We start from the raw sequence: 23,350 nt of genomic DNA on the forward strand, positions 1-23,350 counted from the left end.
CCCGGCCCGGAGGAGCAACCTGATGAGACTGGATGCGGCAGACAGACAACTGATCGACAGTTACCAGCGTAACCTGCCGGTCTGCGAACGCCCCTACGAGGAAATGGCCCGGACACTGGGCCTGACCGAGGAAGAGGTTATCCAGAGACTGTCTGCCCTGCAGGAACAGCAGGTGCTCAGCCGGGTCGGACCGGTTTTCGAACACAGCCAGGCAGGCGCCAGCCTGCTGGCTGCCGTGGCCGCGCCAGAAGAACAGATGGATCTGGTGGCGGCCCGGATTAACCGTGCCCCGGGCGTGAATCATAACTACGCCCGGGAGCACACCTACAACCTCTGGTTCGTGATGACCGCTCCGGATGAAGACACTCTGGAGGAGCGACTGGACGAACTGGAACACCAGTTGAAGCTGCCGATGCTGAGACTGCCAATGGTCGAGGGTTATCATATCGACCTGGGCTTTGACATCGACTGGGAGGCATTACCATGAACCTGCCAGCCACCGGCCCGAACTACAGCTACCTGTTTGATACCGAATCCATGAGTGCCTGGGGCCTGCTGAGGTTGCGCGAGCAGTTGGAAAACGGCCTGCCCCTGACACCTCGCCCCTATCAGACCCTGGCCGAGCGCACCGGGCTGTCCGAACAACAGGTTATGAACGCGGTCAGCCAGTGGCAGCAGCAGGGGCTGATCAAACGCCTGGGGCTGGTGGTCAAGCACCGCACCCTGGGTTATCGCGCCAATGCCATGGTGGTCTGGAACGTGCCGGACGACCAGGTTTCAACACTGGGCGAGGCCATGGCAGCCGCCGCCTGTGTCACACTCTGTTACCAGCGCCCAAGACGCCTGCCAGACTGGCCCTACAACCTGTTCTGCATGATTCATGGCGTCACCCGCGAACGGGTTCTGAACCAGCTTGCGGGCCTGATTGAGCAACACGAGCTGAGCGATGTGGAGCATGCAATCCTGTTCAGCAACAAAGCCTACCTGCAGCGCGGAGGCCGTTATGTCAGCAATTGCTGAGCGTTCAAAGTCATCGGACGACAAGCCGACGCTACCCGAATTCACGCCCCTGGAACGCGCCATCATCAATCGCCTGCAATACGGCCTGCCGCTCACGCCGGCACCCTACAAAGACGTGGCCGATGAACTGGGCGTATCGGAAGTGACTCTACTGAAGCACCTGAAGGCCTTGCTGGACAACGGCACGCTGACACGCTTTGGCCCCATGTTTCATGCCGGCGAAATGGGCGGCGGCCTGACGCTCGCAGCCATGCGGATTCCGGAAGCGGATTTCAGCAGGGTGACCGAGCAGGTGAACAGCTTTCCCGAGGTGGCCCACAACTACCGCCGCGAGCATGAATTGAACATGTGGTTTGTTCTGGCCACAGAAACCCCGGAAGGCATTACCGAAACCATCCAGCGCATTGAGTCTCTCACTGGCTACACGGTTTACAACATGCCCAAGGAGCAGGAGTTTCATGTCCACCTTCACTTTGAAGTCTGACCCGGTGCTGAGTAACCGGGATCGTGAACTCATCGTTGCCACCCAATCCGGATTACCGCTGGTTTCCGACCCTTGGGCCGAACTGGGAAAACAGCTCGACATGCCCGCAGACGAGGTGCTGTCGCGTTTTCAACGAATGCAGGAAGCCGGGGTCATCCGGAGAGTCGCGGCGGTACCGGATCACTACAAACTCGGGTACCGGTTCAATGGCATGACCGTGTGGGATGTCCGGGATGATGCAATCGCCCAACTCGGCGAGAAAGTCGGCTGCCTGCCCTTTGTCAGCCACTGCTACCGCCGACCAAGACACCTGCCCTACTGGAGCTTCAACCTCTTTGCCATGGTGCATGGGATCAGCCGCGAGGAAGTCGAGGACAAGGCAGCCCAAATCCGCGAGGTGCTCGGCGACGCCTGCACCGGACACACCATCCTGTACAGTTCCGCCATCCTGAAAAAAACAGGATTACGACTGAAAAAACAAACAGATAAGCAGTAGCACGTACCTCCTGAAGTACTCCATCAAAGGTATGGATACCCGGCACCCGCAGGGGGATAGTTAGAAGGGCAGAGAGCCGGTAAAGGCCCGCCCGGAGAGGCAAGAAAGCCACTCCCGATGAGAGAGAAAAACTATGTTTCGCATGACCCGCTATATCAAGAGCCTGATGAACCCGGTACCGGTGCGCCCGGTCCCCAAGCCCAGCGGCCCGGTGGTAATCTGGAACCTGATCCGCCGTTGCAACCTCACCTGCAAACACTGCTATTCGATTTCAGCGGACATCGACTTCAAGGGCGAACTCACCACCCAGGAAGTCTACAAGGTAATGGACGACCTGAAAGCCTTCGGCGTGCCGGTACTCATCCTCTCCGGCGGCGAGCCCCTGATGCGACCCGACATCTTTGATATTTCCCACCGGGCCAAAGCCATGGGCTTCTACGTGGGCCTGTCCACCAATGGCACCCTGATTACCGAAGACAACATCAGCAAAATCGCCGAGGTGGGCTACGACTACGTGGGCATCAGTATCGACGGCCTGGAAACCACCCACGACGAATTCCGCCAGAAAAAAGGCGCCTTCAAAGAGTCCATGCACGCCGTAGCCCTGTGCAAGCAAGCCGGCATCAAGGTGGGCCTGCGCTTCACCCTGACCCAGGATAACTATCCCGAGTTGCCGGCCATGCTGGAGATGCTGGACGAGCACCAGATCGACAAGTTCTACCTGTCGCACCTGAACTACTCCGGCCGGGGTGGCCGCAACAAGAAGCGGGATGCCTGGTACGACATGACCCGCGATGCCATGAACCTTCTGTTCAACCACTGCCACGACGAACTCAAGCGCGGTATCGAGCGGGAGTACGTCACCGGCAACAACGATGCTGATGGTCCCTTCCTGATTGAGTGGGCCAAAGAGCATTACCCGGACCAGGTCGACGCCCTCACCCAGCGGCTGACCAACTGGGGCGGCAACTCCTCCGGCGTCAATATCTCCAATATCGACAACCTGGGCGTGGTACACCCGGACACCTTCTGGTGGGATCACAACCTGGGTAATGTTCGGGAAACCCCTTTCTCGAAGATCTGGTCGGAAACCACCGACCCGCTGATGCAGGGCTTCCGCCAGCATCCGCGCCCGGTGAAAGGGCGTTGCGCGGACTGCAAGTATCTGAATATCTGTAACGGCAACACCCGGGTACGGGCTTACAACGTGTCTGGCGACTTCTGGGAGGAAGATCCGGGCTGCTATCTCACCAACGAGGAAATCGGGGTAGTTGATAACACCCCCCGACGGGTCGCCGCTCCGGTGATCGAAATCCCGGTTCACAATCTTTAAGGAACGCGCCATGACCACAAACCCGCGAAAGAAATGCCTGGTGGAGTTCCAGCTTGCGGAACAACCTCTGCGGCCGGGAGAAGTTGCTATTGTCGGTGCCGGGCCGGGTGACCCCGGGTTACTCACGCTGCGCGCGCTGATGCTGATTCAGCAGGCCGATGCCGTTGTTTATGATCGCCTGGTTTCCCCGCAGATCATGGAACTGGTGAACCCCCGTGCTGAACGCATTCATGTGGGCAAGGCCAGCGGGTGCCACTACGTACCCCAGGAAGAAACCAACGAACTGCTGGTGCAACTGGCCATGAAACAGCGGCGGGTAGTGCGCCTGAAAGGCGGCGATCCATATATTTTTGGCCGCGGCGGAGAAGAAGCCGAGTTCCTGGTGGACAATGACATCGATTTCCAGGTGGTGCCCGGCATTACCTCTGCGGCGGGTTGCGCCTCATACTGCGGCATTCCACTGACCCACCGGGACTATTCCCAGAGCGTGACCTTCGTCACCGGTCACCGCAAGGCCGACCAGACTCTGGAACTGAACTGGCCGGTACTGGCCGCGCCGGGACAAACCCGGGTGTTCTACATGGGCCTGCACAATGCACCGACCATTGTTCGCGAACTGACGGCCCACGGCCTTTCAGAAAACTGCCCGGTGGCTCTGGTGGAACGCGGCACCACACCACTGCAACACATGACGGTCACCACCCTGAAAGACCTGGTAGACACCATTGATCGGGAAGACTTCCAGCCACCCACCCTGATTATTGTGGGCGAGGTGGTGCAACTGGCGGACAAGCTGGCCCGCCCGGCCCAGGCAGGATGGAACAGCGCCCTGACCGAGCCTGCCGTCACCGCCGGCCAACGGCCCGCCTGAACGCAAAACGTTATCTGACCAACCGGGAGCTGTAGCTGGTGAACCTGAACCAAGCCCGAGCAAGCCTGAACACCATCCTGCTGATCGCTGGCGCCCTGATCACAGGCCCGGCCCTGGCCGAACAGGCCAACAGCCAGAACACAGAGACCCTCTACCTGCAGCAATGCGCGGCCTGCCACGGCCCGGACAGACTCGGTGGTATGGGCCCTGCGCTGCTGCCGGAGAACCTGGGCCGGCTGAAAAAAGCCGAGGCCGAGCAGGTCATCCGGGAGGGACGACCGGCCACTCAGATGGCAGGCTATAAAACCATCCTCAACGACCAGCAGATCGCGGCGCTGACCGCCTTCATCTATCAGCCCCCGAGCCATGAGCTGAAATGGAGCGAGGCGGAAATCCGCAGCAGCCGGGAAATCAGCCACCCCCAGGGCTCACTGCCGGATGAGCCAGTGTTTGAGGCGGACCTGATGAATCTGTTCCTGGTGGTGGAAATTGGTGATCACCATGTCACCCTGCTCGATGGCGACAAGATGGAGCCCATTCACCGGTTTCCCAGCCGCTTTGCCCTGCACGGTGGCCCCAAATACAGCCCGGACGGCCGTTATGTATATTTCGGCTCTCGGGATGGCTGGATTACCAAATACGATATCTACAACCTGAAAGTGGTGGCCGAAGTTCGCGCCGGCATCAACATGCGCAACATCGCAGTTTCCGCTGACGGCAACTATGTGCTGGCAGCAAACTACCTGCCCCACTCCATGGTGCTGTTCGACGCCGCCAATCTGGAGATGCTGAATTTTATCCCCGTTGAAAACGATACCGGAGAGAGCTCCCGGGTAAGCGCCGTCTACGCCGCACCACCCAGAAGCAGCTTTGTTGCTGCCCTGAAAGACATTCCCGAAGCCTGGGAAATCACCGTCGAAAACCGCGAGGCAAAGGTGCGCCGAATGGCCACCGACACCCTGCTGGACGACTTCTTCTTCGACCCGGGCTACCAGCACCTGATCGGCGCCGCCCGCGACGGCACGCACGGCGTGGTAATCGACCTGGATACCGGTAAAACCACCGCCGAACTACCGCTGCCTGGCATGCCTCACCTCGGATCCGGCATTACCTGGGAGTATGAGGGCCGCCGGGTCATGGCCACTCCCCACTTCCGGGCCGGCGCCATCTCCATTATCGACATGGACAACTGGGAAGTGATCAAGACTCTGAAAACCGAAGGTCCCGGTTTTTTCATGCGCAGTCACGAAAATTCCCGTTACGCCTGGGCAGATGTGTTCTTCGGCCCCAACGCTGACAAGGTGCACATTATCGACAAGCAGACCCTGGAGATCGTCAAAACTCTTCAGCCGGAGCCGGGAAAAGTGGCCGCGCACGTGGAATTCGACCGCCATGGCGAGAAGCTGCTGCTGAGCATCTGGGATGATGATGGCGCCATCATTGTCTATGACGCAGACACCCTGGAAGAGGAAAAACGCATTCCGATGAACAAGCCGTCCGGCAAGTACAACGTCTGGAACAAGATCAACTACGAGGAAGGCACCAGCCACTGACCCTTATCGACTGAGTAACATAGGCTTAATGGTTTAAGTCATTTCGAATGTAGCTTTCATGGTAGGATAATTGACCTAAGCTAATGCAGCCGGGGTCAAGATATGAACAGCAGTTTCAGGCCGCCCGTGGCCTCCGCACCATGCCTGCTGGGTAGCGACAGTGATGATCTGATGCACTACAGTGTCGCACCCGCCGAAGTGGCACTCCTGAATGGCCTGAGCCACGCCTTCGGAATCTGCCTGAACGAAAACCAGGACAATCCGGAGGCCCGGTTTCTCAGTCATCTCGCCAGCCTGTTTCAGCAACAACGGGTTGATCCGGAAACCCCGCTGGAAAAACACGACCGTCCCTGGGGCAATGTCTATCTGGTTCAGTACGGCATCCTCCGATTGTTCCGGGAATCCCCGGCCGGCAAGGTCGCCGTCCATCATTTCTTTTCAGAGGGTGACCTGATCTGGCCGGTCTTTGGTCGCAGCCGCACGGTTCGCAATACCTTATGCCTGACCAGTGTTCTGCCTGCCACCCTGTGGGTAGCTGATTTTGCGGCGTTCCGTTCGGCCATTCAAAGCTACGGCGATGGCCAATGGCACAAGTTTGCCCTGGTACTGACAGAGGAAATCGCAGAACTGACCAGCATGCGGGAATACCGAAAACACACCATGTCGGCCCGGGAACGCTACCAGCTGCTGCTGGAGGAATATCCGGAGTTGGTCAAGCGGGTACCGGACAACCAGCTCGCTTCCTGGCTGGGTGTGGTGCCCGCCACCTTCTCCCGCCTCAAGACCGCCTTTGCCAACCAGAGCAAGAACCCATAAAAAAGCGGCGGAACTTCGTCCGCCGCCAATACCTGAGTTAAGGTCCTGCTTCGATTAACCGTGCAGCTTGATCGCCAGTTCCGCCACGTGCTTGCCCTGGAAACGGGCAATGGCCAGTTCTTTCTCACTGGGCTGCCGACTGCCATCACCGCCGGCAATGGTCGAGGCGCCATAGGGCGTGCCGCCGTTCACTTCTGAAATATCGAAGAATTCCGGTATGCCGTAACCCAGCGGCACCAGCACCATGCCGTGATGAGCAAGAGTGGTCCAGAAGGAGGTAATAGTCTGTTCCTGACCACCGCCGGTGCCGGTGGAGGTGAAGACGCTGCCGACCTTGCCATGGAGCTTGCCCTCAGCCCAGAGGCCACCGGTCTGGTCCAGGAACGTACGCATCTGGCCGGCCATGTTGCCGAAGCGTGTCGGGGTACCGAAGATAATGGCGTCGTAGTCTGCCAGTTCTTTCGGGTCCGCCACCGGGGCACCCTGATCGGCCTTGCCACCGGCATTCAAAAAGGCTTCATCGGCCATGGTCTCTGGAACACGCTTGACAACAACATCGGCCCCATTCACACCGCGAGCGCCTTCGGCCACGGTATTGGCCATGGTCTCGATGTGACCGTACATGGAGTAATAAAGAACAAGAATTTTCGCCATCGCAACAATCTCCTGTGTGTGCGTTCAATGATTCAAAGCCTAACTGCTCTGTCGGCAAGACAAAAACGGAAGTTTTCCGGCAGGTCTTTCAGTTTTTCTGAACGAAGTCACAGAATGTTCATGGGCCACGATTTGCGTACACTTGTACGCTGAAATGCCCTATACTTTCGTTGAATCGCAATTTCCCCATAAGGCAATTATCCAAACCATGACGCACAGCCAGCCAGATTCCGTTCATCACAGGATAGAAGAGTGGATTAACAGCGCCACCCACGGTATTGGAGCCCTGCTGAGTGTGGTAGGGACGGTCGCCCTGATCGCAGGCGCCAGCCAACTGGGGGATGTCTGGAAGATTGTCAGTTTCAGCATATTCGGTGCCTCACTGATTCTGTTGTACATGGCGTCCGCGCTCTACCACGGCGCCCGCCATCCGCGCCTGAAAACGGCCTTCAAGACTCTCGATCACTGCGCCATTTTCCTGCTGATTGCCGGTACCTACACACCCTTTCTGCTGGTCAACATGCGCGGCACCACCGGCTGGACCCTGTTTGCCGTCATCTGGTCCCTGGCCCTGACCGGCGTGGTATTCAAGGTGATTTTCAAAAACCGTTTCAAGCTGGCACGGGTAGGCATCTACATCGCGATGGGCTGGCTGATCACCTTCGCGTCATCCGACCTGGTGGCCAACCTCAGTGAGACGGCTCTGCAACTGACCATCGCTGGCGGCATTGTCTATACCGCCGGTGTAGCCTTTTACCTGGCCGATCGCATCCCTTACATGCACGCGGTGTGGCACCTGTTCGTCATTGGCGGTAGTGCCTGCCATTTCAGCGCTATCTATTACGGGGTTCTTCCTCATTCCGTCTGAATGCGTGGCCGTCACGCACCGTTCGCAAAGCATTGACCACAACCCATCCAACGTTGACACTCCGACTCAGTCGACTCATTACTCCGGATGACATTGTGGCACGCTCAACACAACCCAATATGCACAGCTTTTGGCTGTTTTTCCCGGCGGCCTCACTCTGGGCCGCTACGGTGGTTCCATTGTCCATCTACGCAGCGCTATCCGGCTATGGGTGGCCCCCGGGGCTGATTGGTGCTGGCCATGGCCATGAGCTGATTTTTGGTTTCGCACTGGCATTGATCGCCGGTTACACACTCGGGCCGCAACCCCGGCGCGCCCTCGTTCTGCTCTTTGGGCTCTGGTTAGCGGCCCGGCTTGCCTGGCTGCTGGCACCCGAAACACTCTTCGCACAGTCACTCAGCCCGGCTTTTGCACTGCTGCTGGCATGGTATGTGGTGCCACGGTTTCAGGCGGCCAAGAAATGGCGCAACAAAATTGCCGGCCCGCTGATTCTCGTGCTCTGCCTGATGGCTTTGATCTACTTTCTGACAGAAACCGGCCTGCCGTTGCCGGACACCCGCCGACTGCTACAAACCACCATCCTGGGCCTGCTATTACTGATGACTTTTATGGGCGGAAGGATTATTGCGCCGGCCGTGGCCGGCACGCTGGAAAAGCGGGGCATCCCCCTGGAAGCTCGGGTACAACCCCACATAGAAGGAGCGCTGCTGGTCGTCCTGCCAATCGCCATGGCATTGATGCTGTTCAGTGCCACGGAACAACTGGCCGGCGCTCTTCTTCTCGCCGCCAGCGCACTTGTCGTTACCCGGATTGTCCGCTGGAAGCTCTGGCACTGCAGTAACCGGCCCGACCTGCTGGTGCTGGCCCTTGGCTATCTGTGGCTGGCCATCGGCTCGGCGTTCGCAGGCACTCACCTGCTGACCGAACGGCCGGTTCTTCCCGCGCTGCACCTGATTGTTGTCGGAGCGCTGGGGACACTCTCGGGGAGCGTGATGCTTCGACTGGCCTGGCAGCGGGCACGCCGGACATTTCCGCCAGCATGGCAGGTTACCGCCATCGCGATACTGGTGGCAGCCGCCACCATAAGCCGCTACCTGGCGGGGGCCATGCCCTACTCCCAACCTGAACTTCTATGGCTCTCTTCCGGCTGCTGGGCTCTGACCTTTGCAGGCGTCGCCGGTCAGGTCATGGCCCTATATCCGCTTGCGCAAAAACCCGGCACGGCCCGCCATAGCCACCGGAAATGATTGGCTACCTCTACTGCGCCAACTCGAAAAGCAGCTACTACCTACGGCATACCACCAACATAACTTTATGTTTTAAAAGGTTTTTAAAAGCGACCAAGCCTTTCAGAAAAAGAGCCGAATTGCGAGATCACCTTACCGACAACCTTCCTTGATATTTATCAGGATTGAAATACCCGCCTCGTTTGCAAAATGACTCCAACGCCGTGACAGCCACTGATTCCGGTGGCTCCGGGTCAAAGAAACGAGGAGCTTAACCATGGCAAAAACCAACGCCGACATTGAACACTGGGATGTCGAAAGTGAGGAGTTCTGGGAGCGGGAGGGCAAGAAAGTCGCCTCCCGCAACCTGTGGATTTCCATCCCCAGCCTGCTGATGGGATTCGCCATCTGGCTGATGTGGGGAATGATCACCACCCAGATGAAAAACCTGGGGTTTTCTTTCACCGTTGAACAGCTGTTCACACTTACGGCCATTGCCGGCCTGTCCGGTGCAACCCTGCGAATTCCGGCCTCGTTCATGATCAAGATTGCCGGCGGTCGCAATACCGTTTTTCTGACCACCGCATTGCTGATGATCCCGGCGTTCGGCACCGGTGTCGCCCTGATGAATCCAGACACACCGTTCATCGTGTTCCAGGCGCTGGCGCTGCTGTCCGGTATTGGCGGCGGTAACTTTGCCTGCTCCATGAGCAACATAAGCGCGTTTTATCCCAAGAGTAAACAGGGTTACGGGCTGGGCATGAACGCCGGCCTGGGCAACTTCGGCGTGACCACCATGCAGATTCTGATCCCTCTGGTGATGACCGTCGGAGTGTTCGGCGCCCTTGCCGGCGACCCCATGCAGCTGCAAAGCCCAAGTGGCACTCTGATTGGGCGCATTGAGGCCGGCACCGACACCTGGATCCAGAATGCAGGCTTCATCTGGTTGGTGTTTCTGATTCCGCTGGCCTTCGCGGGCTGGTTCGGCATGAACAACCTCAAGGTGGTGACTCCCAATCCTGGCAGCCCGATATCTGCCTTCGGTAAGATTCTTGGTCTCTATGGCGTTGGCCTGCTGACCTCTATTGCCGGCGTCTGGGCCCTGTCAGTCATGAATATGTGGCTGGCCCTGCCCATCACCATCGTGCTGACCGTGGCGCTGCTCAGACTGATCCCAGGTGACATCAAGCCCAACATAAAGAACCAGTTTGCCATCTTCAGCAACAAGCACACCTGGTCCATGACCGTGCTTTACATCCTGACTTTCGGTTCTTTCATCGGCTTTTCTGCCGCCCTGCCGCTGTCCATCAGCGTCATCTTCGGCAACATGATGGAAGTCGGAGCGGATGGCGCCATGACCCGTGTAGTCAACCCGGATGCACCCAGCGCTCTGACCTGGGCCTGGATGGGACCATTCGTCGGCGCTCTGATTCGTCCGGTCGGAGGCTGGATTTCCGACAAGATGGGCGGTTCCATCGTTACCCAGATCATCTCGGTGGTGATGGTTGTCGCTTCGGTCGCCACCGGCTACGTGATGATGCTGGCCTACAACTCAACTGATCCGAACAGCTACTTTGCCCTGTTCCTGATCCTGTTCATTGTGATGTTCGCCGCCAGCGGTATTGGCAATGGCTCCACCTTCCGCAGCATTGGTTTCATCTTCAACCAGCAGCAGAAGGGCCCGGTACTTGGCTGGACCTCAGCAATCGCCGCCTACGGCGCGTTCATCGCTCCTCGGGTGATGGGCCAGGAAATCCAGGCCGGCACCCCGGAAGTGGCCATGTACGGGTTCGCAGTGTTCTATGCGGTGTGTCTGGTGGTTAACTGGTGGTTCTACCTGCGCAAGAACGCCTACATCAAGAATCCGTAACAGCAAGAATCCAAGCGTTAGACCTCTGCTTGCCGGCCCCACAAGGGCCGGCTTTTTTATGGCGGCAGGGAACGACCAATGATCAGCGTTTCTCCGCGGCTTCGGGCTCACAACCCAGAGCAGTGAGCACCTGCTGCATGGGCTCCCCCTCCCCGGCACTTGCCTCCAGCGCCAGATCCCTGGCGCTCTTGCCCGATTTATTAACCAGCTCCGGATCTGCCCCGGCAGAGAGCAGCAACCGAACCAGTTCCGGATTGCGGTTGCGCACAGCCATCATCAGCGCAGTCTGCCCGTTTTCGTATTCCCGGATGTCAGGATCGGCACCTCTGGTCAGTAGCAGGCGTACAGCCTCCGGACGGCTGGCAATCACCGCCCCCATCAGAGCCGTATAGCCGGTTTTTTCCGTATGGTTTATATCCGCGCCATGATCCAGCAGGAAGGCAAGAATATCCGTATGACCACGGGAGGCAGCCCTCATCATGGCCGTCCACTTGCAGTCGTCCCCTGCGTCAACCCGGGCCCCACGCTCGACCAGCTCGGCAACCCGGTCAGTCTCGCCCTCTTCCGCCGCCACAATCAGGGGAGTTCTACCCCTGCTGTCACGGGCTTCCAGATCTTCGCCTTCACCCAGGAGCTGCCAGAACCCGAGTAACAGAGCCAGCGCCGACACTGCCCCCAGCAGCCCGGGCCAGCGTTCCCAGAACCCCATGACCTCTCTCCTGTTGCGACCACTTTCCTCCGAGCATACAAAAAACCCGCCGGGATTGCTCCGCGGCGGGTTGTCACAGCTCCCGTTGTAAAGGGAACGTTTTTACCGTGCTGTCTGGCCCGCCAACCGTTGGCGCTCCTCTTCTTCGATCTGCAGATCGACAGAAGACACGTGGTATTCCTCAGAGAAGCCGCTCTCGGGTTCCTTCAGCCACATAATGCACAGTATCCAGCTAACAAAGGCTCCAGCGGCGATGATGAAGAAGAACTGGGTCGGGGTAACGAAGGTGAAGATGGTCAGGTAGACCACCGCACCGACGTTGCCATAAGCCCCTGCCATACCGGATATCTGACCGGTTAACCGGCGCTTGATAGACGGGATGATGCCAAAGGTGGCGCCTTCTGCCCCCTGTACGAAGAAGGATGTGAACACAGTGATTGCCACAGCCACGATCAGCGGCCAGTTGGAATCCAGCAGGCCCATCAGTCCGAAGCCTACGGCAATACCGAACATGTAGCTGAGCATCACGAAGCGGCGGTTCCCCATGCGGTCAGATACCAGGCCGCCCATCGGACGCGCCATCAAGTTCACGAAGGCGAAAGAGGCCGCAATCAGCCCCGCTGCCGTTGCGCTCAGGCTCCAGGTCTCTTCGAAAAACATCGGCAGCATGGAGACCACGGCGAGTTCCGCGCCAAAGTTAGCGAAGTAGGTGCTGTTCAGGGCAGCCACACTGTTGAACGGGTATTTGTCGTCCTCAGGCACGCCTTTCTTCAGGATGGGTACGTTTACCCGCAGTATCTGAACAATCTGATAGCAGACAATGGCGAAGATCACCGCGTAACAGATAGCAGCCCCGGTGGCAGACAGGTACCCCATGTTCTGGATACGCCACACCAGAATAGCCAATACCCCGACCAAAGGAATGGTCCACAGGATCAGCTTGACCATATCACCCCAGGTGCTGACTTCCAGTGCCACGGCCTTACGGGGTTTACGATGCACGGTACCAGCAGGGCCGTCGGTAATCGCGAACCAGTAGTAGACGCCGTATGCCGCCATCACGATGGCGCTCTGGGCGATGGCCCAACGCCAGCCGTCTTCACCGCCGTACATGGTAATGGCAATGGTTGGCAGTGACATGGCCGCCGCCGCAGAACCAAAGTTGCCCCAGCCCGCATAAAAGCCCTCTGCAAAGCCTATGTCCTTCGGCTTGAACCACATGGCCGTCATATGGATACCAACCACAAAGCTGGCACCGATGGAGCTCAGCACCAGGCGACTGACCAGCAACTGAGACATGGTGTTACCGAAAGCAAACACCAGTGCCGGTATGGCCATCACCACCATCAGCACCGAAAATACCCGCCGCGGTCCGAAGCGGTCCAGCGCCATACCCACGATGATGCGGGCAGGAATCGTCAGCGCCACGTTACAGATGGCAAATAGGCGCAGGTCGTCCTTGGTCAACCAGTCCACGCTTTTGAGCATGCTGGACGCCAGTGGCGCCATGTTGAACCAGACATAGAATGTAATAAAGAAGGCAATCCAGGTCAGGTGTAGTGCCCTGATTTCAGGATTGCGGACGCGGAATACGTCAGCGACTTTCATTTCAGCCTCCCGGGGCTAAGACAATGGAAACAGGTAATCCCGGCCATCAACGGCTGGGCAGAATCAGAAGTGGGCACTGGATCCGGCGAGCCAGGAAGGAGCTGACGCTGCCAAACGTCATGTAATCCAGTTCGTCCACGAAATAGGTCAATGATCGGGCAATGAAGCCGCCGTCAGGCTCATGACTGTGACGAGCGATGACCAGCATGTCTGGCCGTACCTTCTTCTCTGCGGCAAACAGCAGGCTCTTTCGGGCGTCACCCTCCAGCATCAGGGTCTCAGCGCTTACCTGCTCGCTTTCACACAGTTCCAGCGCTTCCTGCAGGTGCTGTTTCAGCTCGCCCACTTCTTCCTGAAACAGGTCTTCATTACCGGAGGTGATGTCGCGTGGGTTTTCTGCCACCGCAACCAGCGTGATTTTTGGCTCCAGCCGCCGAAACATGGTGATGGTCTGGGCCAGCGCCAGTTTCGCGTTTCGGGAACCGTCGTAGGCAATCATGATGTTCATGGGGTTCTCCCGGTATCACACCCCCCAAAACGGAGGCATTCGAGTTGATATCAGTCAGCATTACCCCATAGCACCCAGCTGCCATAATTGATCTTGATCAAGCCTGAACTCGCGTACCCCACCAGAGAAAGCCCCGGAATATCACCTTTCCCGGGATAGTGACCATTGACCTACCCCCTTTGCACCCAGCAGGAGGTACCTCTAATGCCTCGGCCCAGAAATCCGGCTTTTTGGTATGGTTTCAGAGGAGAGTTATCTGGCCAGGAGAGACCATGACGAGCACGCCCGCAAAAGCTCAGCAATATCGGGCATTGGGCCTTTCTACCTTTGCCTTCACCCTTTGTTTCGCCGTCTGGACCATCTTTTCCATCATCGGCATTCGCATCAGTGAAGAGCTGGCGCTGTCCGACACCCAGCTGGGATTGCTGATGGCCACGCCGATTCTTACCGGCTCCATCAGTCGTTTATTCCTGGGCATCTGGACCGACCGTTACGGCGGGCGCTGGGTGTTCGGTATTCTGATGCTGACCACGGCGGCCTGCGTGTATCTGCTGACCTTTGCCACCACCTACGCCATGATGCTGGTCGGGGCCCTCGGGGTGGGCCTGGCCGGCGGCGCTTTCATTGTCGGGGTGGCCTATACTGCGGCCTGGTTTGAACCGGCTAAACAGGGTACAGCACTGGGCATTTTCGGCGCCGGCAACGTCGGTTCTGCCGTGACCAACTTCGGTGCCCCGTTTCTGCTGGTAGCCTTCGGCTGGGAGAAAACCGCGCAGATATACGCAACGGTGCTGGCCATTATGGGCATCGCCTTCCTGCTACTGGCAAAAACCGACCCGCTGGCCGAACAACGCCGAAACGCCGAACAGAAATCGTTTGCCGAACAGATGGCGCCGCTCCGGGACCTTCGGGTGTGGCGCTTTGCCCTGTACTATTTTTTTGTGTTCGGCGCCTTTGTTGCCCTGGCTCTCTGGCTTCCCCATTACCTGATCGGCGTTTATGGTCTGGACATCAAGGCCGCCGGCATGATCGCCGCGCTCTATACCATCCCCGCTTCCCTGTTCCGCATCCTCGGGGGCTGGCTGTCGGACCGCTACGGCGCCAGACGCGTGATGTACTGGACGTTTATTGCCTCGGCAGTCTGTACCTTCCTGCTCAGTTATCCACCAACCCGCTATGTGGTGCATGGCATCGAAGGGGATATCCATTTCACCCTGGCCATGAGCCTGCCCATGTTCGTGGTGCTCACCTTTATACTCGGTTTTTTCATGTCGCTCGGTAAGGCGGCCGTCTACAAACACATTCCGGTGTACTACCCGATGCATGTGGGTGCGGTCGGCGGCGTGGTAGGAATGATCGGGGGCATAGGTGGTTTCGTTCTGCCGCTTACCTTCGGCGTGCTGAACGACATAACCGGCATCTGGCAAAGCTGCTTCATGCTGATGTTCGCCATTGTGGCGGCAGCCCTGGCCTGGATGCACTACGCCATCCGCAAGGCGGAACGGGTGGAATGGGCGGCCCAGACCGAGCAGACCGATCTGCCGGAACTGGCCTCCCCGCAGTTGTTCTATCCCATGAACCGTCGTCCGGCAGCAGATGCCGCCATGCGGAACTCCGACCAACACGGGTAAATGCCCCGGACACCGTTTCGTGCTTTATGCCCCGCCTTCGGGGCTTTTTTGTATACTGGCCCAACAATGATCGAGTGGAGTCCCGCTGGTGGCAAAATGGCTGGTTAAAACCGAACCCTCTGAATGCGGCATTGATGATTTTGCCCGTCAGCCTGAGGGTGTTATTCCCTGGGATGGTGTGCGCAATTACCAGGCCCGCAACTTCCTGGCGCAGATGCGGGAGGGAGATCTCGTCTTTATCTATCACTCCAGCTGCAAGCGCATAGGCATTGCCGGTATTGTTCGCGTAGTGAAATCCGCCTACCCGGACCCAAGCCAGTTCAACCCGGAGTCTCCCTACTACGACGCCAAAAGCACTGCAGAAAAACCTCGCTGGCAAGCGGTCGACCTGCAGTTTGAACGGAAATTGCCGGCGTTGATCCCACTGGACTCACTCAAAGCCATGCCGGAGCTCAGTGAACTGGCTCTGGTACGCAGAGGCAGCCGACTCTCGGTCATGCCGGTCAGCGATGCCGAGTGGCAGCAAATCCTCCACCTGGTCGATTAAACTCAGATCACAGGCCTACCACCACCGGCTCCGTAGCTTTAGAATTGCCGCGTTTCAATTCTCCCGGAGCCGTCGAGATGTCCATGGACATGAATCCCGCCAGCAGCTTTGCCCAGCTCAAGCGCATTGAATCGAGCAAGGTGTTCCAGACTGTTGTTATCGCCATCATCATTCTGTCTGCCCTGACCATCGGCGCCAAAACCTATGATCTGCCACCATTGGTGGAACAGAGCCTGTCGGTGATGGACAACGCCATCACCCTGTTCTTTCTGGTGGAAATCCTGTTCCGGTTCGCCGCCTGCCCACTCAAACGCCGCTTTCTCATGGATGGCTGGAACCTGTTCGACACCATCGTGGTGATCGGCAGCCTGATCCCTCTGGACAATTCCGAGGCGGTATTGCTGGGCCGGTTACTGCGCGTATTCCGGGTGCTTCGACTGGTATCAGTGGTGCCCGAGCTGCGCTTTCTGATCAACTCGTTACTGAAAGCTATTCCGCGCATGGGCTACATTGCCCTGCTGATGTTCATCATCTTCTACATCTACGCTGCCATGGGCTCCATGTTCTTCGCCACCGTTGACGAAACACTCTGGGGCGATGTCGCCATCGCCATGCTCACACTGTTCCGGGTTGCAACCTTTGAGGACTGGACCGACGTGATGTATGCCACCATGGAAGACTATCCCATGAGCTGGTTGTACTACCTGACCTTTATCTTCCTGACGGCCTTTGTGTTCCTGAACATGATGATCGGGGCGATACTGGAGGTAATGAGCGAGGAGCAGAACGCCAAACAGGCCCAGAAGGCCCACGATGAGCGGGATGAGATTGCCCGTCAGCTCCGGGCTGTACAGGAACAGCTGCAGGAACTGACGAAGCAGGTCAGCGAGAAACGCTGATTCAGAATGGCTTGGCCATGGCCAGATGGAAAATAGCCGTCACCTGCACCAGGGCAAGTACCGCCGCCACAATGCGTGCGGGCTTGCCCACAGTGGTTTTCAGCGCAAACACCCCGGCAATGATGTAACCGAACAACAACACGATCTTGGTGATCAGCCAACCGGGCATGGCAGAGGCATAACCGGCCACAAACACCAGCGCAATGGCCGCGACCAGAAGGATGGTGTCATTGATGTGGGGAATGAACCGTAGCGGCGTCTGGCGCCAGCCTGGTCGCCCGACCGCATCAAGCAGTAGCCGCAGGGCAAACAGCGTAATGGTGAGGTAGGCGGTGGTCATGTGCAGGTGCTTCAGGATCATGTACGAGGTCATGGAAGTTCCTTTGTTAACAAACGATTTGCGGCCATTGTACGCAAACTACCCCCAAGCAGGTATGGTTAATACTGGCATGAAGGTTTAACATATACCCAGAATACATGTATATGGGAGACATCTATGCAGGCCATACCGACTTCCCCTGAACGGGCGTCTGCCAGCCTCAGCCAACTCTTTTCCTATCCTTTCCGGATTTTTTTCCTGTCCATGACGGTACTGGCCATTGTTGCCATCCCGCTTTGGGTTCTGGAAGTCACCGGCATGGTTCAGTTGCCACTGGCTCTGCCCGCCCTGTTCTGGCATCAGCACGAAATGCTGTTCGGCTTTCTCTCTGCTGCCATCGCAGGCTTTCTGCTCACCGCTGTCTGCGTCTGGACCCAGACCAACCGAACCCATGGTGCACTGCTCGCAGGACTCTGGGGCGTGTGGCTGGCCGGTCGCCTGTTACTGGCCTTTGGCGGCAACCTGCCGGACTGGCTGGTACAGGGCGTGAATCTGGCTTTTCTGCCCCTGGTGATGATTGATGCCGGCTGGCGCGTGTGGAAGGCCCGCCAGAAACGACAGCTGATGATCCTGGTGGTGCTCGGGTTACTTTGGTTGATGCAGATCGGCTTTGTCACCCGCCTGGACATGGCGTTCAGCTATGGTGCGCTGATCATGGCCATGGCACTGATCAGCATCATCGGAGGCCGGATTACCCCGGCATTTTCGGCTGGATGGCTGCGCCAGCGTGGCGGCAATGCAGAGGCGGTCAAGATGATTCCGGCACTGGATATGGCGGCACTGTTCTCCATGATCCTGCTGATGGCATCCCTGGTGACGGGCTGGCAAACCGTCACCGCCGTCATTGCGGTGGTTGCTGCATCGTTGATGCTGGTGCGCCTGTATAACTGGAAAGGCTGGCTGGTGCGCAAAGATCCCTTGCTCTGGATTCTGCACCTGTCCATTCTCTGGGTGCCGGTTGCACTGATTCTGCTGGCAGGCGCTCTGGTGGCCGGTTGGCCAACCAATGCCTGGAGCCATGCCGCCGGCACTGGCGCCATCGGCTGCCTGATTCTGGGGGTGATTGCTCGAGTGTCACTGGGCCATACCGGCCGGCCGCTGGTGTTGCCGAAGGGCATGGTTCTGGCGTTTGTGGCCATCCAGCTCGCTGCGGTTGTTAGGGTGTTGACCGCATTCAATCTGATTCCCTGGCACCCCGGCATTGGCACCAGCACCCTGCTGTGGATGCTGGCCTATGGCCTGTTCCTGGTGCGTTATACCGTCATTCTGGCCAGCCCCCGGCCAGACGGGCGCGAAGGCTGATCCAGTGCCAGATACGAAAAGGCCGGCTCGGGGCGTAACCGAGCCGGCCTTTCTGTTTTCGGCGGCAGGACTTCAGGCCGCCATTTTCTCTTTCAGCAGCTTTTCAAAATGGGATCGGGCCGCACGGAACCGGGCTGCCGGAAAGTGAATGCTGATGCCCTCCAGTGCTGCCATCAGCATTTCCAGATGGGCATCCCAACCGGCGCAGGCAATAGGCACCACCTCATCGTCCGGCAACGACAGCGTCAGGCAAAGCCGGGTACAGACTCCTTCCCGCAGTATTTCCCAGGTCAGCGGCCGCTCAGGGGCATCTCCGGAACTCCAGGAGTAGGACAACAGCCGGTGAGGCCGGCAGGCGGTAATGGTACAGTCGATGGGCATGCCACTGTTGCCAAAATCCAGCTGAACCCGGCCACCTTCACGAGCCTCCAGAGACCCGGCAGCCAACCAGTTGGCCAAATGCACCGAATCGGTCAGCATATTCCAGACAGCCTCTGGAGGATGATCCAGCAACCGTTCCAGGTGTACCAATACCCGGCCCGTCTCGAACCGGATTTGTCCATCGATGAATTCCTCATCTGCAGACATAGGCCCTCCCAAATATGGCGAACTTCACAGATTCGACGAAAGTATCAAACCGGACAAAAATTAGCCTTGATGACCATCAACCGGCTCTGGATGCGGCTTTCGGGGAACTTATCGGCGGTAATCATCCACTAAAGGTCAATAGCCGTTCACAGAACAGGCGCTAAAGTAGAAGAAATCATTTTGCAACAGAGACACAGGCAACATGTATCCTGATCACTTTGACAAAGAAGACCTGATCCGCTGCGGCCACGGCCAGCTGTTCCCCGGCGCCATGCGCCTGCCCATCGACGAAATGCTGATGGTCGACCGTATTACCCACATCGGAGCCGATGACGGCGAATATGGCAAAGGCAGCCTGGTGGCCGAACTGGACATCAACCCGGATCTCTGGTTTTTCAAAGTGCATTTTGAGGGCGACCCGGTGATGCCTGGATGCCTGGGCCTGGATGCCATGTGGCAGTTGGTCGGCTTCTTCCTGGCCTGGAGCGGCGGTGAAGGTAAGGGTCGTGCCCTGGGGGCCGGAGAGGTGAAGTTTTTCGGACAGGTTTTGCCGGAAAACAAAAAGGTCACCTACTATCTGGATATCAAGCGGTTGATTCGCCGCAAACTGACCATGGCCATTGCGGATGCCCGCATGGAAGTGGACGGGCGGGAAATCTACACCGCCAAAGACCTTCGGGTCGGCCTGTTCACATCGACTGATGACTTTTAGGAGTTAGCACAATGCGTCGCGTTGTAGTTACCGGCATGGGGATTGTCTCCAGCCTTGGAACCAACCAGAAAGAAGTGGCCCAGTCGCTTCGCGAATCCCGCTCCGGCATTGCCTTCAGCGAAGAAGCCCGGGATAACGGCCTGCGCAGCCACGTTGCAGGCAAGATCGACCTGAACCTGTCAGAACTGATCGACCGCAAGATCTGGCGCTTTATGAGCCCGGCCGCCGGCTACTGCTACCTGGCCGCCAAAGAGGCCATTGAGCAGGCTGGCCTGACCGACGAACAGCTGCGTGCAAACACCACCGGCGCCGTATTTGGTACTGGTGGTGCTTCCACCGTCGAACTGCTGGATGCCATCGACACTCACCGCGACAAAGGCCTTCGCCGGGTGGGCCCGTACCGGGTACCCCGCACCATGGGTAGCGCCATCAACGCCTCCATCACCACCGCCTTTGGTATCACCGGTATCAACTACGGCATCACCTCTGCCTGCGCCACCAGCGCCCACTGCATCGGCCACGCGGCTGACCAGATCGCCCTGGGCCGCCAGGACGTGATGCTGGCCGGTGGCGGCGAAGACATCCACTGGACCCTGAGCCTGATGTTCGATGCCATGGGGGCGCTGTCCACCAAGTACAACGACACGCCGGAACAGGCCTCGCGCACCTACGATGCAGACCGTGACGGTTTCGTGATTTCCGGTGGCGGCGGCACGCTGATACTGGAATCCCTGGAACACGCCGAAGCCCGCGGTGCCACCATCCTGGCCGAACTGGTCGGCTTTGGCGCCACCTCCGACGGTGCCGACATGGTGGCTCCCAGCGGTGAAGGTGCCATTCGCTGCATGAAACAGGCCATGGCCAACATCGACGGCGAAATCAGCTACATCAACACCCACGGCACCAGCACGCCGGCAGGTGATGTAACCGAGCTGAAAGCGCTCAAGGAAACCTTCGGCGACAAGATCCCGCCGCTGAGTTCCACCAAACCCCTGTGTGGCCACGCACTGGGTGCGGCGGGCGTACACGAGGCCATCTACAGCCTGATCATGCAGCGGGAGAACTTTATTGCCCCGTCAGCCAACATCCAGACCCTGGACGAAGGCGCCGAAGGCTACCCGATTGTGCGTGAACGCATGGACAACCAGAATCTGAACCTGGTAATGAGCAACAGCTTCGGCTTTGGCGGCACCAACGCCACCCTGATCTTCAAGAAGGTCTGATCAGGACAGCCGAAGCGAGCGATATTCAGCCGGCGGCGTCCCCATCCAGCGCTTGAATGCCCGGCTGAATGCGCTTAATTCCGAAAATCCGAGCTGCTCGGCAATTTCCACCAGCGGCTTGGATTTATCTTTCATATAGGTGATCGCCTGCTCCCGACGAACCTGCTCCAGCAGAGCCGCAAACGTCAGCCCCTCCTGGCGCAACTTCTTGTGCAACGTATACCGGCTCATATTCAACTGCCCGGCCACCGCCTCGACACCGACTTTCCCTCGCTCCAACTGAATCCGGATCAGCTTGCTGACCCGCATACTCAGCGAACGCTTTGAATTTTCAGGCCTTAATGGCTCTGATGCCATGCTGGTTCCTCCTGCCTATCGTCCTGGCCCAAACTGCCAACTCCATCAGCGTACACATGTTAGCCGAAATCAATCAATACGACCTTTGAGCAAGATCAATGGCGCATCGGATTATTTGCGGCACAATGCTCGCTTTCAGAATGCCCTACCTGCATCCATCCGCTTTTCAGTTAATACCCGGAGATACCATGACCACCCCGGAACTGCTTGCTCCCGCCGGCACCCCCGAACATCTAGAAACCGCCTTCGCCTATGGCGCAGATGCCGTCTATGCCGGCCAGCCGAGATATTCGCTGAGAGTAAGGAACAACAGTTTCAAAGACGTTGCAGCCCTGGGCGCCGGCATTGAACGAGCGCACGAACTGGGCAAACAGTTCTACCTGGTCTCCAACATTGCACCCCACAACAACAAGGTGCGCAGCTACCTGAGAGACCTGGCACCAGTCATAGAACAGAAACCCGACGCCCTGATCATGTCTGACCCCGGCCTGATCATGCTGGTAAGGGAGAAGTGGCCGGATCAACCCATCCACCTGTCGGTGCAGGCCAACGCTGTCAACTGGGCCACCGTGGAATTCTGGCGCCGCCAGGGCATCAGCCGCGTGATCCTGTCCCGGGAACTGGGCCTGGAAGAAATCCGCGAAATCCGCGAAAAGGTTCCGGCGATGGAACTGGAAGTGTTTGTACACGGCGCCCTGTGCATGGCCTACTCCGGCCGCTGCCTGCTGTCCGGCTACATGAACCACCGCGACGCCAACCAGGGCGCTTGCACCAACGCCTGCCGCTGGAACTATAAAGAAGTCCAGCACAGCCATGACCAGACTGGCGACCTGATCGCCACCTCTGCAGATGCGGTAGAAACCTGCGAGCCCAAAGAAATCCTGCTGGAAGAACCCAACCGCCCCGGCGGCTTCATCCCGGCCTACGAAGACGAACACGGCACCTACATCATGAATTCTAAAGACCTGCGCGCCGTCCAGCACGTGGAGGAACTGGTCAAAATGGGCGTTCACTCCCTGAAAATCGAAGGCCGCACCAAAAGCACCTACTACGTAGCCCGCACCACTCAGGTGTACCGAAAAGCCATCGACGACGCCCTCGCCGGCAAACCCTTCGACATGCACATGATGGACGAACTCGAAGCCCTCTCGAACCGCGGCTACACCGAAGGCTTCCTGCGCCGGCACGTGCCCCAGGAATACCAGACCTACGAACAGGGCTCCTCATATCTCGGCACCCAGCAAGTGGTAGGCACCATTGCCGATGCGGATGACCGATGGCTCACCATCGACGTAAAAAACAAATTCGCCCCCGGCGACCAGTTGGAACTCATCACCCCGGCCGGCAACCTGCGATTCTCTGCCAACACCATGGAAAATCGCCACGGCGAGGCCATGGAGTGCGCACCAGGCAGTGGCCACATCGTAAAAATTCCTAAACCAGCGAACTTGCCGGATAAACTGGACTTCACCTATCTGACCAAGATTTTTGCCGAAAACACCTGCCGTTAAACTCGAGGGGCGATCTGTACGCCCCCTTAGTGCCCCAAAGGCCGATTAAGGTATAATCCCTACACAACCGATTTAATACCTGACTATTTTACTCTGGTATTGTATAATCGCTCGCCAGAAGCAACGGGAAACCGGCTAACAGCCCCTCCCGTCATCCAAAAACCGATTGCAGGGCGTACTCACGG

25 protein-coding genes are annotated in these 23,350 nt (G+C 58.1%); 18 read left to right on the forward strand and 7 right to left on the reverse strand.

The window, feature by feature from the left end; genetic code table 11:
• Nucleotides 1-22 precede the first annotated feature (22 nt).
• From ACSSVV_RS03855 to ACSSVV_RS03890, 8 genes are all read left to right on the forward strand, one after another.
• Entirely contained in the window at nt 23-487 is a 465-nt protein-coding gene (locus ACSSVV_RS03855) for an AsnC family transcriptional regulator (RefSeq protein WP_011786568.1), read from the forward strand.
• Nucleotides 484-1,020, forward strand: a complete 537-nt coding sequence (ahbB, locus tag ACSSVV_RS03860) for a siroheme decarboxylase subunit beta (protein ID WP_454105600.1) — start codon at nt 484-486, stop codon at nt 1,018-1,020. Before ACSSVV_RS03855 ends, ahbB (ACSSVV_RS03860) begins: the two co-directional genes overlap by 4 nt.
• Entirely contained in the window at nt 1,004-1,504 is a 501-nt protein-coding gene (locus ACSSVV_RS03865; RefSeq protein WP_224851446.1) for an Lrp/AsnC family transcriptional regulator, read from the forward strand. Before ahbB (ACSSVV_RS03860) ends, ACSSVV_RS03865 begins: the two co-directional genes overlap by 17 nt.
• Nucleotides 1,479-2,000 (forward strand): siroheme decarboxylase subunit beta, encoded by a 522-nt coding sequence (gene ahbB, locus ACSSVV_RS03870; RefSeq protein ID WP_022990818.1) that lies wholly within the window; start codon nt 1,479-1,481, stop codon nt 1,998-2,000. The genes ACSSVV_RS03865 and ahbB (ACSSVV_RS03870) overlap by 26 nt, the downstream gene beginning before the upstream one ends.
• Nucleotides 2,001-2,133: 133 nt before the next feature.
• Entirely contained in the window at nt 2,134-3,333 is a 1,200-nt protein-coding gene (gene nirJ / locus ACSSVV_RS03875; protein WP_278350466.1) for a heme d1 biosynthesis radical SAM protein NirJ, read from the forward strand.
• 10 nt (nt 3,334-3,343) lie between these two features.
• Nucleotides 3,344-4,204, forward strand: coding sequence for a uroporphyrinogen-III C-methyltransferase (cobA, locus tag ACSSVV_RS03880; RefSeq protein WP_022990816.1), 861 nt, complete (start codon nt 3,344-3,346; stop codon nt 4,202-4,204).
• A gap of 38 nt (nt 4,205-4,242) precedes the next feature.
• A complete protein-coding gene (locus tag ACSSVV_RS03885; RefSeq protein ID WP_454105601.1) occupies nt 4,243-5,757 on the forward strand; it encodes a cytochrome D1 domain-containing protein in 1,515 nt (504 codons plus the stop codon).
• Between the two features lie 102 nt (nt 5,758-5,859).
• Nucleotides 5,860-6,573 carry a Crp/Fnr family transcriptional regulator gene (locus ACSSVV_RS03890; RefSeq protein ID WP_278350468.1) on the forward strand — a complete coding sequence of 238 codons (714 nt, stop codon included), beginning with the start codon at nt 5,860-5,862 and terminating at the stop codon, nt 6,571-6,573.
• 54 nt (nt 6,574-6,627) lie between these two features.
• Here ACSSVV_RS03890 and wrbA read toward each other — a convergent pair whose 3' ends face one another.
• Nucleotides 6,628-7,227: an NAD(P)H:quinone oxidoreductase gene (wrbA, locus tag ACSSVV_RS03895; RefSeq protein WP_014422496.1), complete on the reverse strand. Its 600-nt coding sequence runs from the start codon at nt 7,225-7,227 to the stop codon at nt 6,628-6,630.
• Nucleotides 7,228-7,435: 208 nt separating this feature from the next.
• Here wrbA and trhA point away from each other — a divergent pair, with 208 nt between their 5' ends.
• From trhA to ACSSVV_RS03910, 3 genes are all read left to right on the forward strand, one after another.
• On the forward strand, nt 7,436-8,095 hold the full coding sequence (gene trhA / locus ACSSVV_RS03900; protein WP_454105602.1) for a PAQR family membrane homeostasis protein TrhA: 660 nt from the start codon (nt 7,436-7,438) through the stop codon (nt 8,093-8,095).
• Nucleotides 8,096-8,190: 95 nt separating this feature from the next.
• A complete protein-coding gene (locus ACSSVV_RS03905; RefSeq protein ID WP_227499618.1) occupies nt 8,191-9,342 on the forward strand; it encodes an NnrS family protein in 1,152 nt (383 codons plus the stop codon).
• Nucleotides 9,343-9,598: 256 nt separating this feature from the next.
• Nucleotides 9,599-11,191, forward strand: coding sequence for an MFS transporter (locus ACSSVV_RS03910; protein ID WP_011786579.1), 1,593 nt, complete (start codon nt 9,599-9,601; stop codon nt 11,189-11,191).
• Nucleotides 11,192-11,273: 82 nt separating this feature from the next.
• On the opposite strand, the gene ACSSVV_RS03915 is transcribed toward ACSSVV_RS03910, so the two are convergent.
• From ACSSVV_RS03915 to ACSSVV_RS03925, 3 genes are all read right to left on the reverse strand, one after another.
• The gene (locus ACSSVV_RS03915) at nt 11,274-11,900 is read right to left on the reverse strand and encodes an ankyrin repeat domain-containing protein (RefSeq protein ID WP_454105603.1); all 627 of its coding nucleotides are present in this window, start codon (nt 11,898-11,900) and stop codon (nt 11,274-11,276) included.
• Nucleotides 11,901-12,002: 102 nt separating this feature from the next.
• Nucleotides 12,003-13,508 carry an MFS transporter gene (locus tag ACSSVV_RS03920; RefSeq protein WP_011786581.1) on the reverse strand — a complete coding sequence of 502 codons (1,506 nt, stop codon included), beginning with the start codon at nt 13,506-13,508 and terminating at the stop codon, nt 12,003-12,005.
• Between the two features lie 46 nt (nt 13,509-13,554).
• Nucleotides 13,555-14,016, reverse strand: a complete 462-nt coding sequence (locus ACSSVV_RS03925) for a universal stress protein (protein WP_014422501.1) — start codon at nt 14,014-14,016, stop codon at nt 13,555-13,557.
• 272 nt (nt 14,017-14,288) lie between these two features.
• Here ACSSVV_RS03925 and ACSSVV_RS03930 point away from each other — a divergent pair, with 272 nt between their 5' ends.
• The 3 genes from ACSSVV_RS03930 (at nt 14,289) to ACSSVV_RS03940 (ending at nt 17,093) form a co-directional block, all read left to right on the forward strand.
• Nucleotides 14,289-15,647, forward strand: coding sequence for an MFS transporter (locus ACSSVV_RS03930; protein WP_022990813.1), 1,359 nt, complete (start codon nt 14,289-14,291; stop codon nt 15,645-15,647).
• A gap of 88 nt (nt 15,648-15,735) precedes the next feature.
• The gene (locus tag ACSSVV_RS03935; RefSeq protein WP_454105604.1) at nt 15,736-16,194 is read left to right on the forward strand and encodes an EVE domain-containing protein; all 459 of its coding nucleotides are present in this window, start codon (nt 15,736-15,738) and stop codon (nt 16,192-16,194) included.
• Between the two features lie 77 nt (nt 16,195-16,271).
• A complete protein-coding gene (locus ACSSVV_RS03940) occupies nt 16,272-17,093 on the forward strand; it encodes an ion transporter (RefSeq protein ID WP_022990811.1) in 822 nt (273 codons plus the stop codon).
• A gap of 1 nt (nt 17,094) precedes the next feature.
• Here the strand turns inward: ACSSVV_RS03940 and ACSSVV_RS03945 are convergent, their stop codons facing one another.
• Nucleotides 17,095-17,466, reverse strand: coding sequence for a SirB2 family protein (locus ACSSVV_RS03945; RefSeq protein WP_014422505.1), 372 nt, complete (start codon nt 17,464-17,466; stop codon nt 17,095-17,097).
• Nucleotides 17,467-17,589: 123 nt separating this feature from the next.
• Here ACSSVV_RS03945 and ACSSVV_RS03950 point away from each other — a divergent pair, with 123 nt between their 5' ends.
• Nucleotides 17,590-18,774, forward strand: a complete 1,185-nt coding sequence (locus tag ACSSVV_RS03950) for an NnrS family protein (protein ID WP_022990810.1) — start codon at nt 17,590-17,592, stop codon at nt 18,772-18,774.
• Nucleotides 18,775-18,846: 72 nt separating this feature from the next.
• On the opposite strand, the gene ACSSVV_RS03955 is transcribed toward ACSSVV_RS03950, so the two are convergent.
• Entirely contained in the window at nt 18,847-19,362 is a 516-nt protein-coding gene (locus tag ACSSVV_RS03955) for an SRPBCC family protein (RefSeq protein WP_011786588.1), read from the reverse strand.
• A 202-nt stretch (nt 19,363-19,564) separates the two neighbouring features.
• Between ACSSVV_RS03955 and fabA the strand changes: the two genes are divergently transcribed.
• Both fabA and fabB read left to right on the forward strand, forming a co-directional pair.
• Nucleotides 19,565-20,074, forward strand: a complete 510-nt coding sequence (gene fabA, locus ACSSVV_RS03960) for a bifunctional 3-hydroxydecanoyl-ACP dehydratase/trans-2-decenoyl-ACP isomerase (protein WP_011786589.1) — start codon at nt 19,565-19,567, stop codon at nt 20,072-20,074.
• Nucleotides 20,075-20,085: 11 nt separating this feature from the next.
• The gene (gene fabB / locus ACSSVV_RS03965) at nt 20,086-21,297 is read left to right on the forward strand and encodes a beta-ketoacyl-ACP synthase I (RefSeq protein ID WP_011786590.1); all 1,212 of its coding nucleotides are present in this window, start codon (nt 20,086-20,088) and stop codon (nt 21,295-21,297) included.
• Here fabB and ACSSVV_RS03970 read toward each other — a convergent pair whose 3' ends face one another.
• Nucleotides 21,298-21,654, reverse strand: a complete 357-nt coding sequence (locus ACSSVV_RS03970) for a helix-turn-helix transcriptional regulator (protein ID WP_011786591.1) — start codon at nt 21,652-21,654, stop codon at nt 21,298-21,300.
• Between the two features lie 188 nt (nt 21,655-21,842).
• Here ACSSVV_RS03970 and trhP point away from each other — a divergent pair, with 188 nt between their 5' ends.
• Nucleotides 21,843-23,165 carry a prephenate-dependent tRNA uridine(34) hydroxylase TrhP gene (trhP, locus tag ACSSVV_RS03975; protein ID WP_454105605.1) on the forward strand — a complete coding sequence of 441 codons (1,323 nt, stop codon included), beginning with the start codon at nt 21,843-21,845 and terminating at the stop codon, nt 23,163-23,165.
• Nucleotides 23,166-23,350: the final 185 nt, after the last annotated feature.

The organism is Marinobacter sp. MBR-105, assembly GCF_053628895.1.

What these genes read in the sequence shown, in the direction of transcription:
- ACSSVV_RS03855 (WP_011786568.1), top strand. Translation starts at nt 23, where the DNA reads ATGAGACTGGATGCGGCAGACAGACAACTGATCGACAGTTACCAGCGT.
- ahbB (WP_454105600.1), top strand. Translation starts at nt 484, where the DNA reads ATGAACCTGCCAGCCACCGGCCCGAACTACAGCTACCTGTTTGATACC.
- ACSSVV_RS03865 (WP_224851446.1), top strand. Translation starts at nt 1,004, where the DNA reads ATGTCAGCAATTGCTGAGCGTTCAAAGTCATCGGACGACAAGCCGACG.
- ahbB (WP_022990818.1), top strand. Translation starts at nt 1,479, where the DNA reads ATGTCCACCTTCACTTTGAAGTCTGACCCGGTGCTGAGTAACCGGGAT.
- nirJ (WP_278350466.1), top strand. Translation starts at nt 2,134, where the DNA reads ATGTTTCGCATGACCCGCTATATCAAGAGCCTGATGAACCCGGTACCG.
- cobA (WP_022990816.1), top strand. Translation starts at nt 3,344, where the DNA reads ATGACCACAAACCCGCGAAAGAAATGCCTGGTGGAGTTCCAGCTTGCG.
- ACSSVV_RS03890 (WP_278350468.1), top strand. Translation starts at nt 5,860, where the DNA reads ATGAACAGCAGTTTCAGGCCGCCCGTGGCCTCCGCACCATGCCTGCTG.
- wrbA (WP_014422496.1), bottom strand. Translation starts at nt 7,227, where the DNA reads ATGGCGAAAATTCTTGTTCTTTATTACTCCATGTACGGTCACATCGAG.
- trhA (WP_454105602.1), top strand. Translation starts at nt 7,436, where the DNA reads ATGACGCACAGCCAGCCAGATTCCGTTCATCACAGGATAGAAGAGTGG.
- ACSSVV_RS03910 (WP_011786579.1), top strand. Translation starts at nt 9,599, where the DNA reads ATGGCAAAAACCAACGCCGACATTGAACACTGGGATGTCGAAAGTGAG.
- ACSSVV_RS03915 (WP_454105603.1), bottom strand. Translation starts at nt 11,900, where the DNA reads ATGGGGTTCTGGGAACGCTGGCCCGGGCTGCTGGGGGCAGTGTCGGCG.
- ACSSVV_RS03920 (WP_011786581.1), bottom strand. Translation starts at nt 13,508, where the DNA reads ATGAAAGTCGCTGACGTATTCCGCGTCCGCAATCCTGAAATCAGGGCA.
- ACSSVV_RS03925 (WP_014422501.1), bottom strand. Translation starts at nt 14,016, where the DNA reads ATGAACATCATGATTGCCTACGACGGTTCCCGAAACGCGAAACTGGCG.
- ACSSVV_RS03930 (WP_022990813.1), top strand. Translation starts at nt 14,289, where the DNA reads ATGACGAGCACGCCCGCAAAAGCTCAGCAATATCGGGCATTGGGCCTT.
- ACSSVV_RS03940 (WP_022990811.1), top strand. Translation starts at nt 16,272, where the DNA reads ATGTCCATGGACATGAATCCCGCCAGCAGCTTTGCCCAGCTCAAGCGC.
- ACSSVV_RS03945 (WP_014422505.1), bottom strand. Translation starts at nt 17,466, where the DNA reads ATGACCTCGTACATGATCCTGAAGCACCTGCACATGACCACCGCCTAC.
- ACSSVV_RS03950 (WP_022990810.1), top strand. Translation starts at nt 17,590, where the DNA reads ATGCAGGCCATACCGACTTCCCCTGAACGGGCGTCTGCCAGCCTCAGC.
- ACSSVV_RS03955 (WP_011786588.1), bottom strand. Translation starts at nt 19,362, where the DNA reads ATGTCTGCAGATGAGGAATTCATCGATGGACAAATCCGGTTCGAGACG.
- fabA (WP_011786589.1), top strand. Translation starts at nt 19,565, where the DNA reads ATGTATCCTGATCACTTTGACAAAGAAGACCTGATCCGCTGCGGCCAC.
- fabB (WP_011786590.1), top strand. Translation starts at nt 20,086, where the DNA reads ATGCGTCGCGTTGTAGTTACCGGCATGGGGATTGTCTCCAGCCTTGGA.
- ACSSVV_RS03970 (WP_011786591.1), bottom strand. Translation starts at nt 21,654, where the DNA reads ATGGCATCAGAGCCATTAAGGCCTGAAAATTCAAAGCGTTCGCTGAGT.
- trhP (WP_454105605.1), top strand. Translation starts at nt 21,843, where the DNA reads ATGACCACCCCGGAACTGCTTGCTCCCGCCGGCACCCCCGAACATCTA.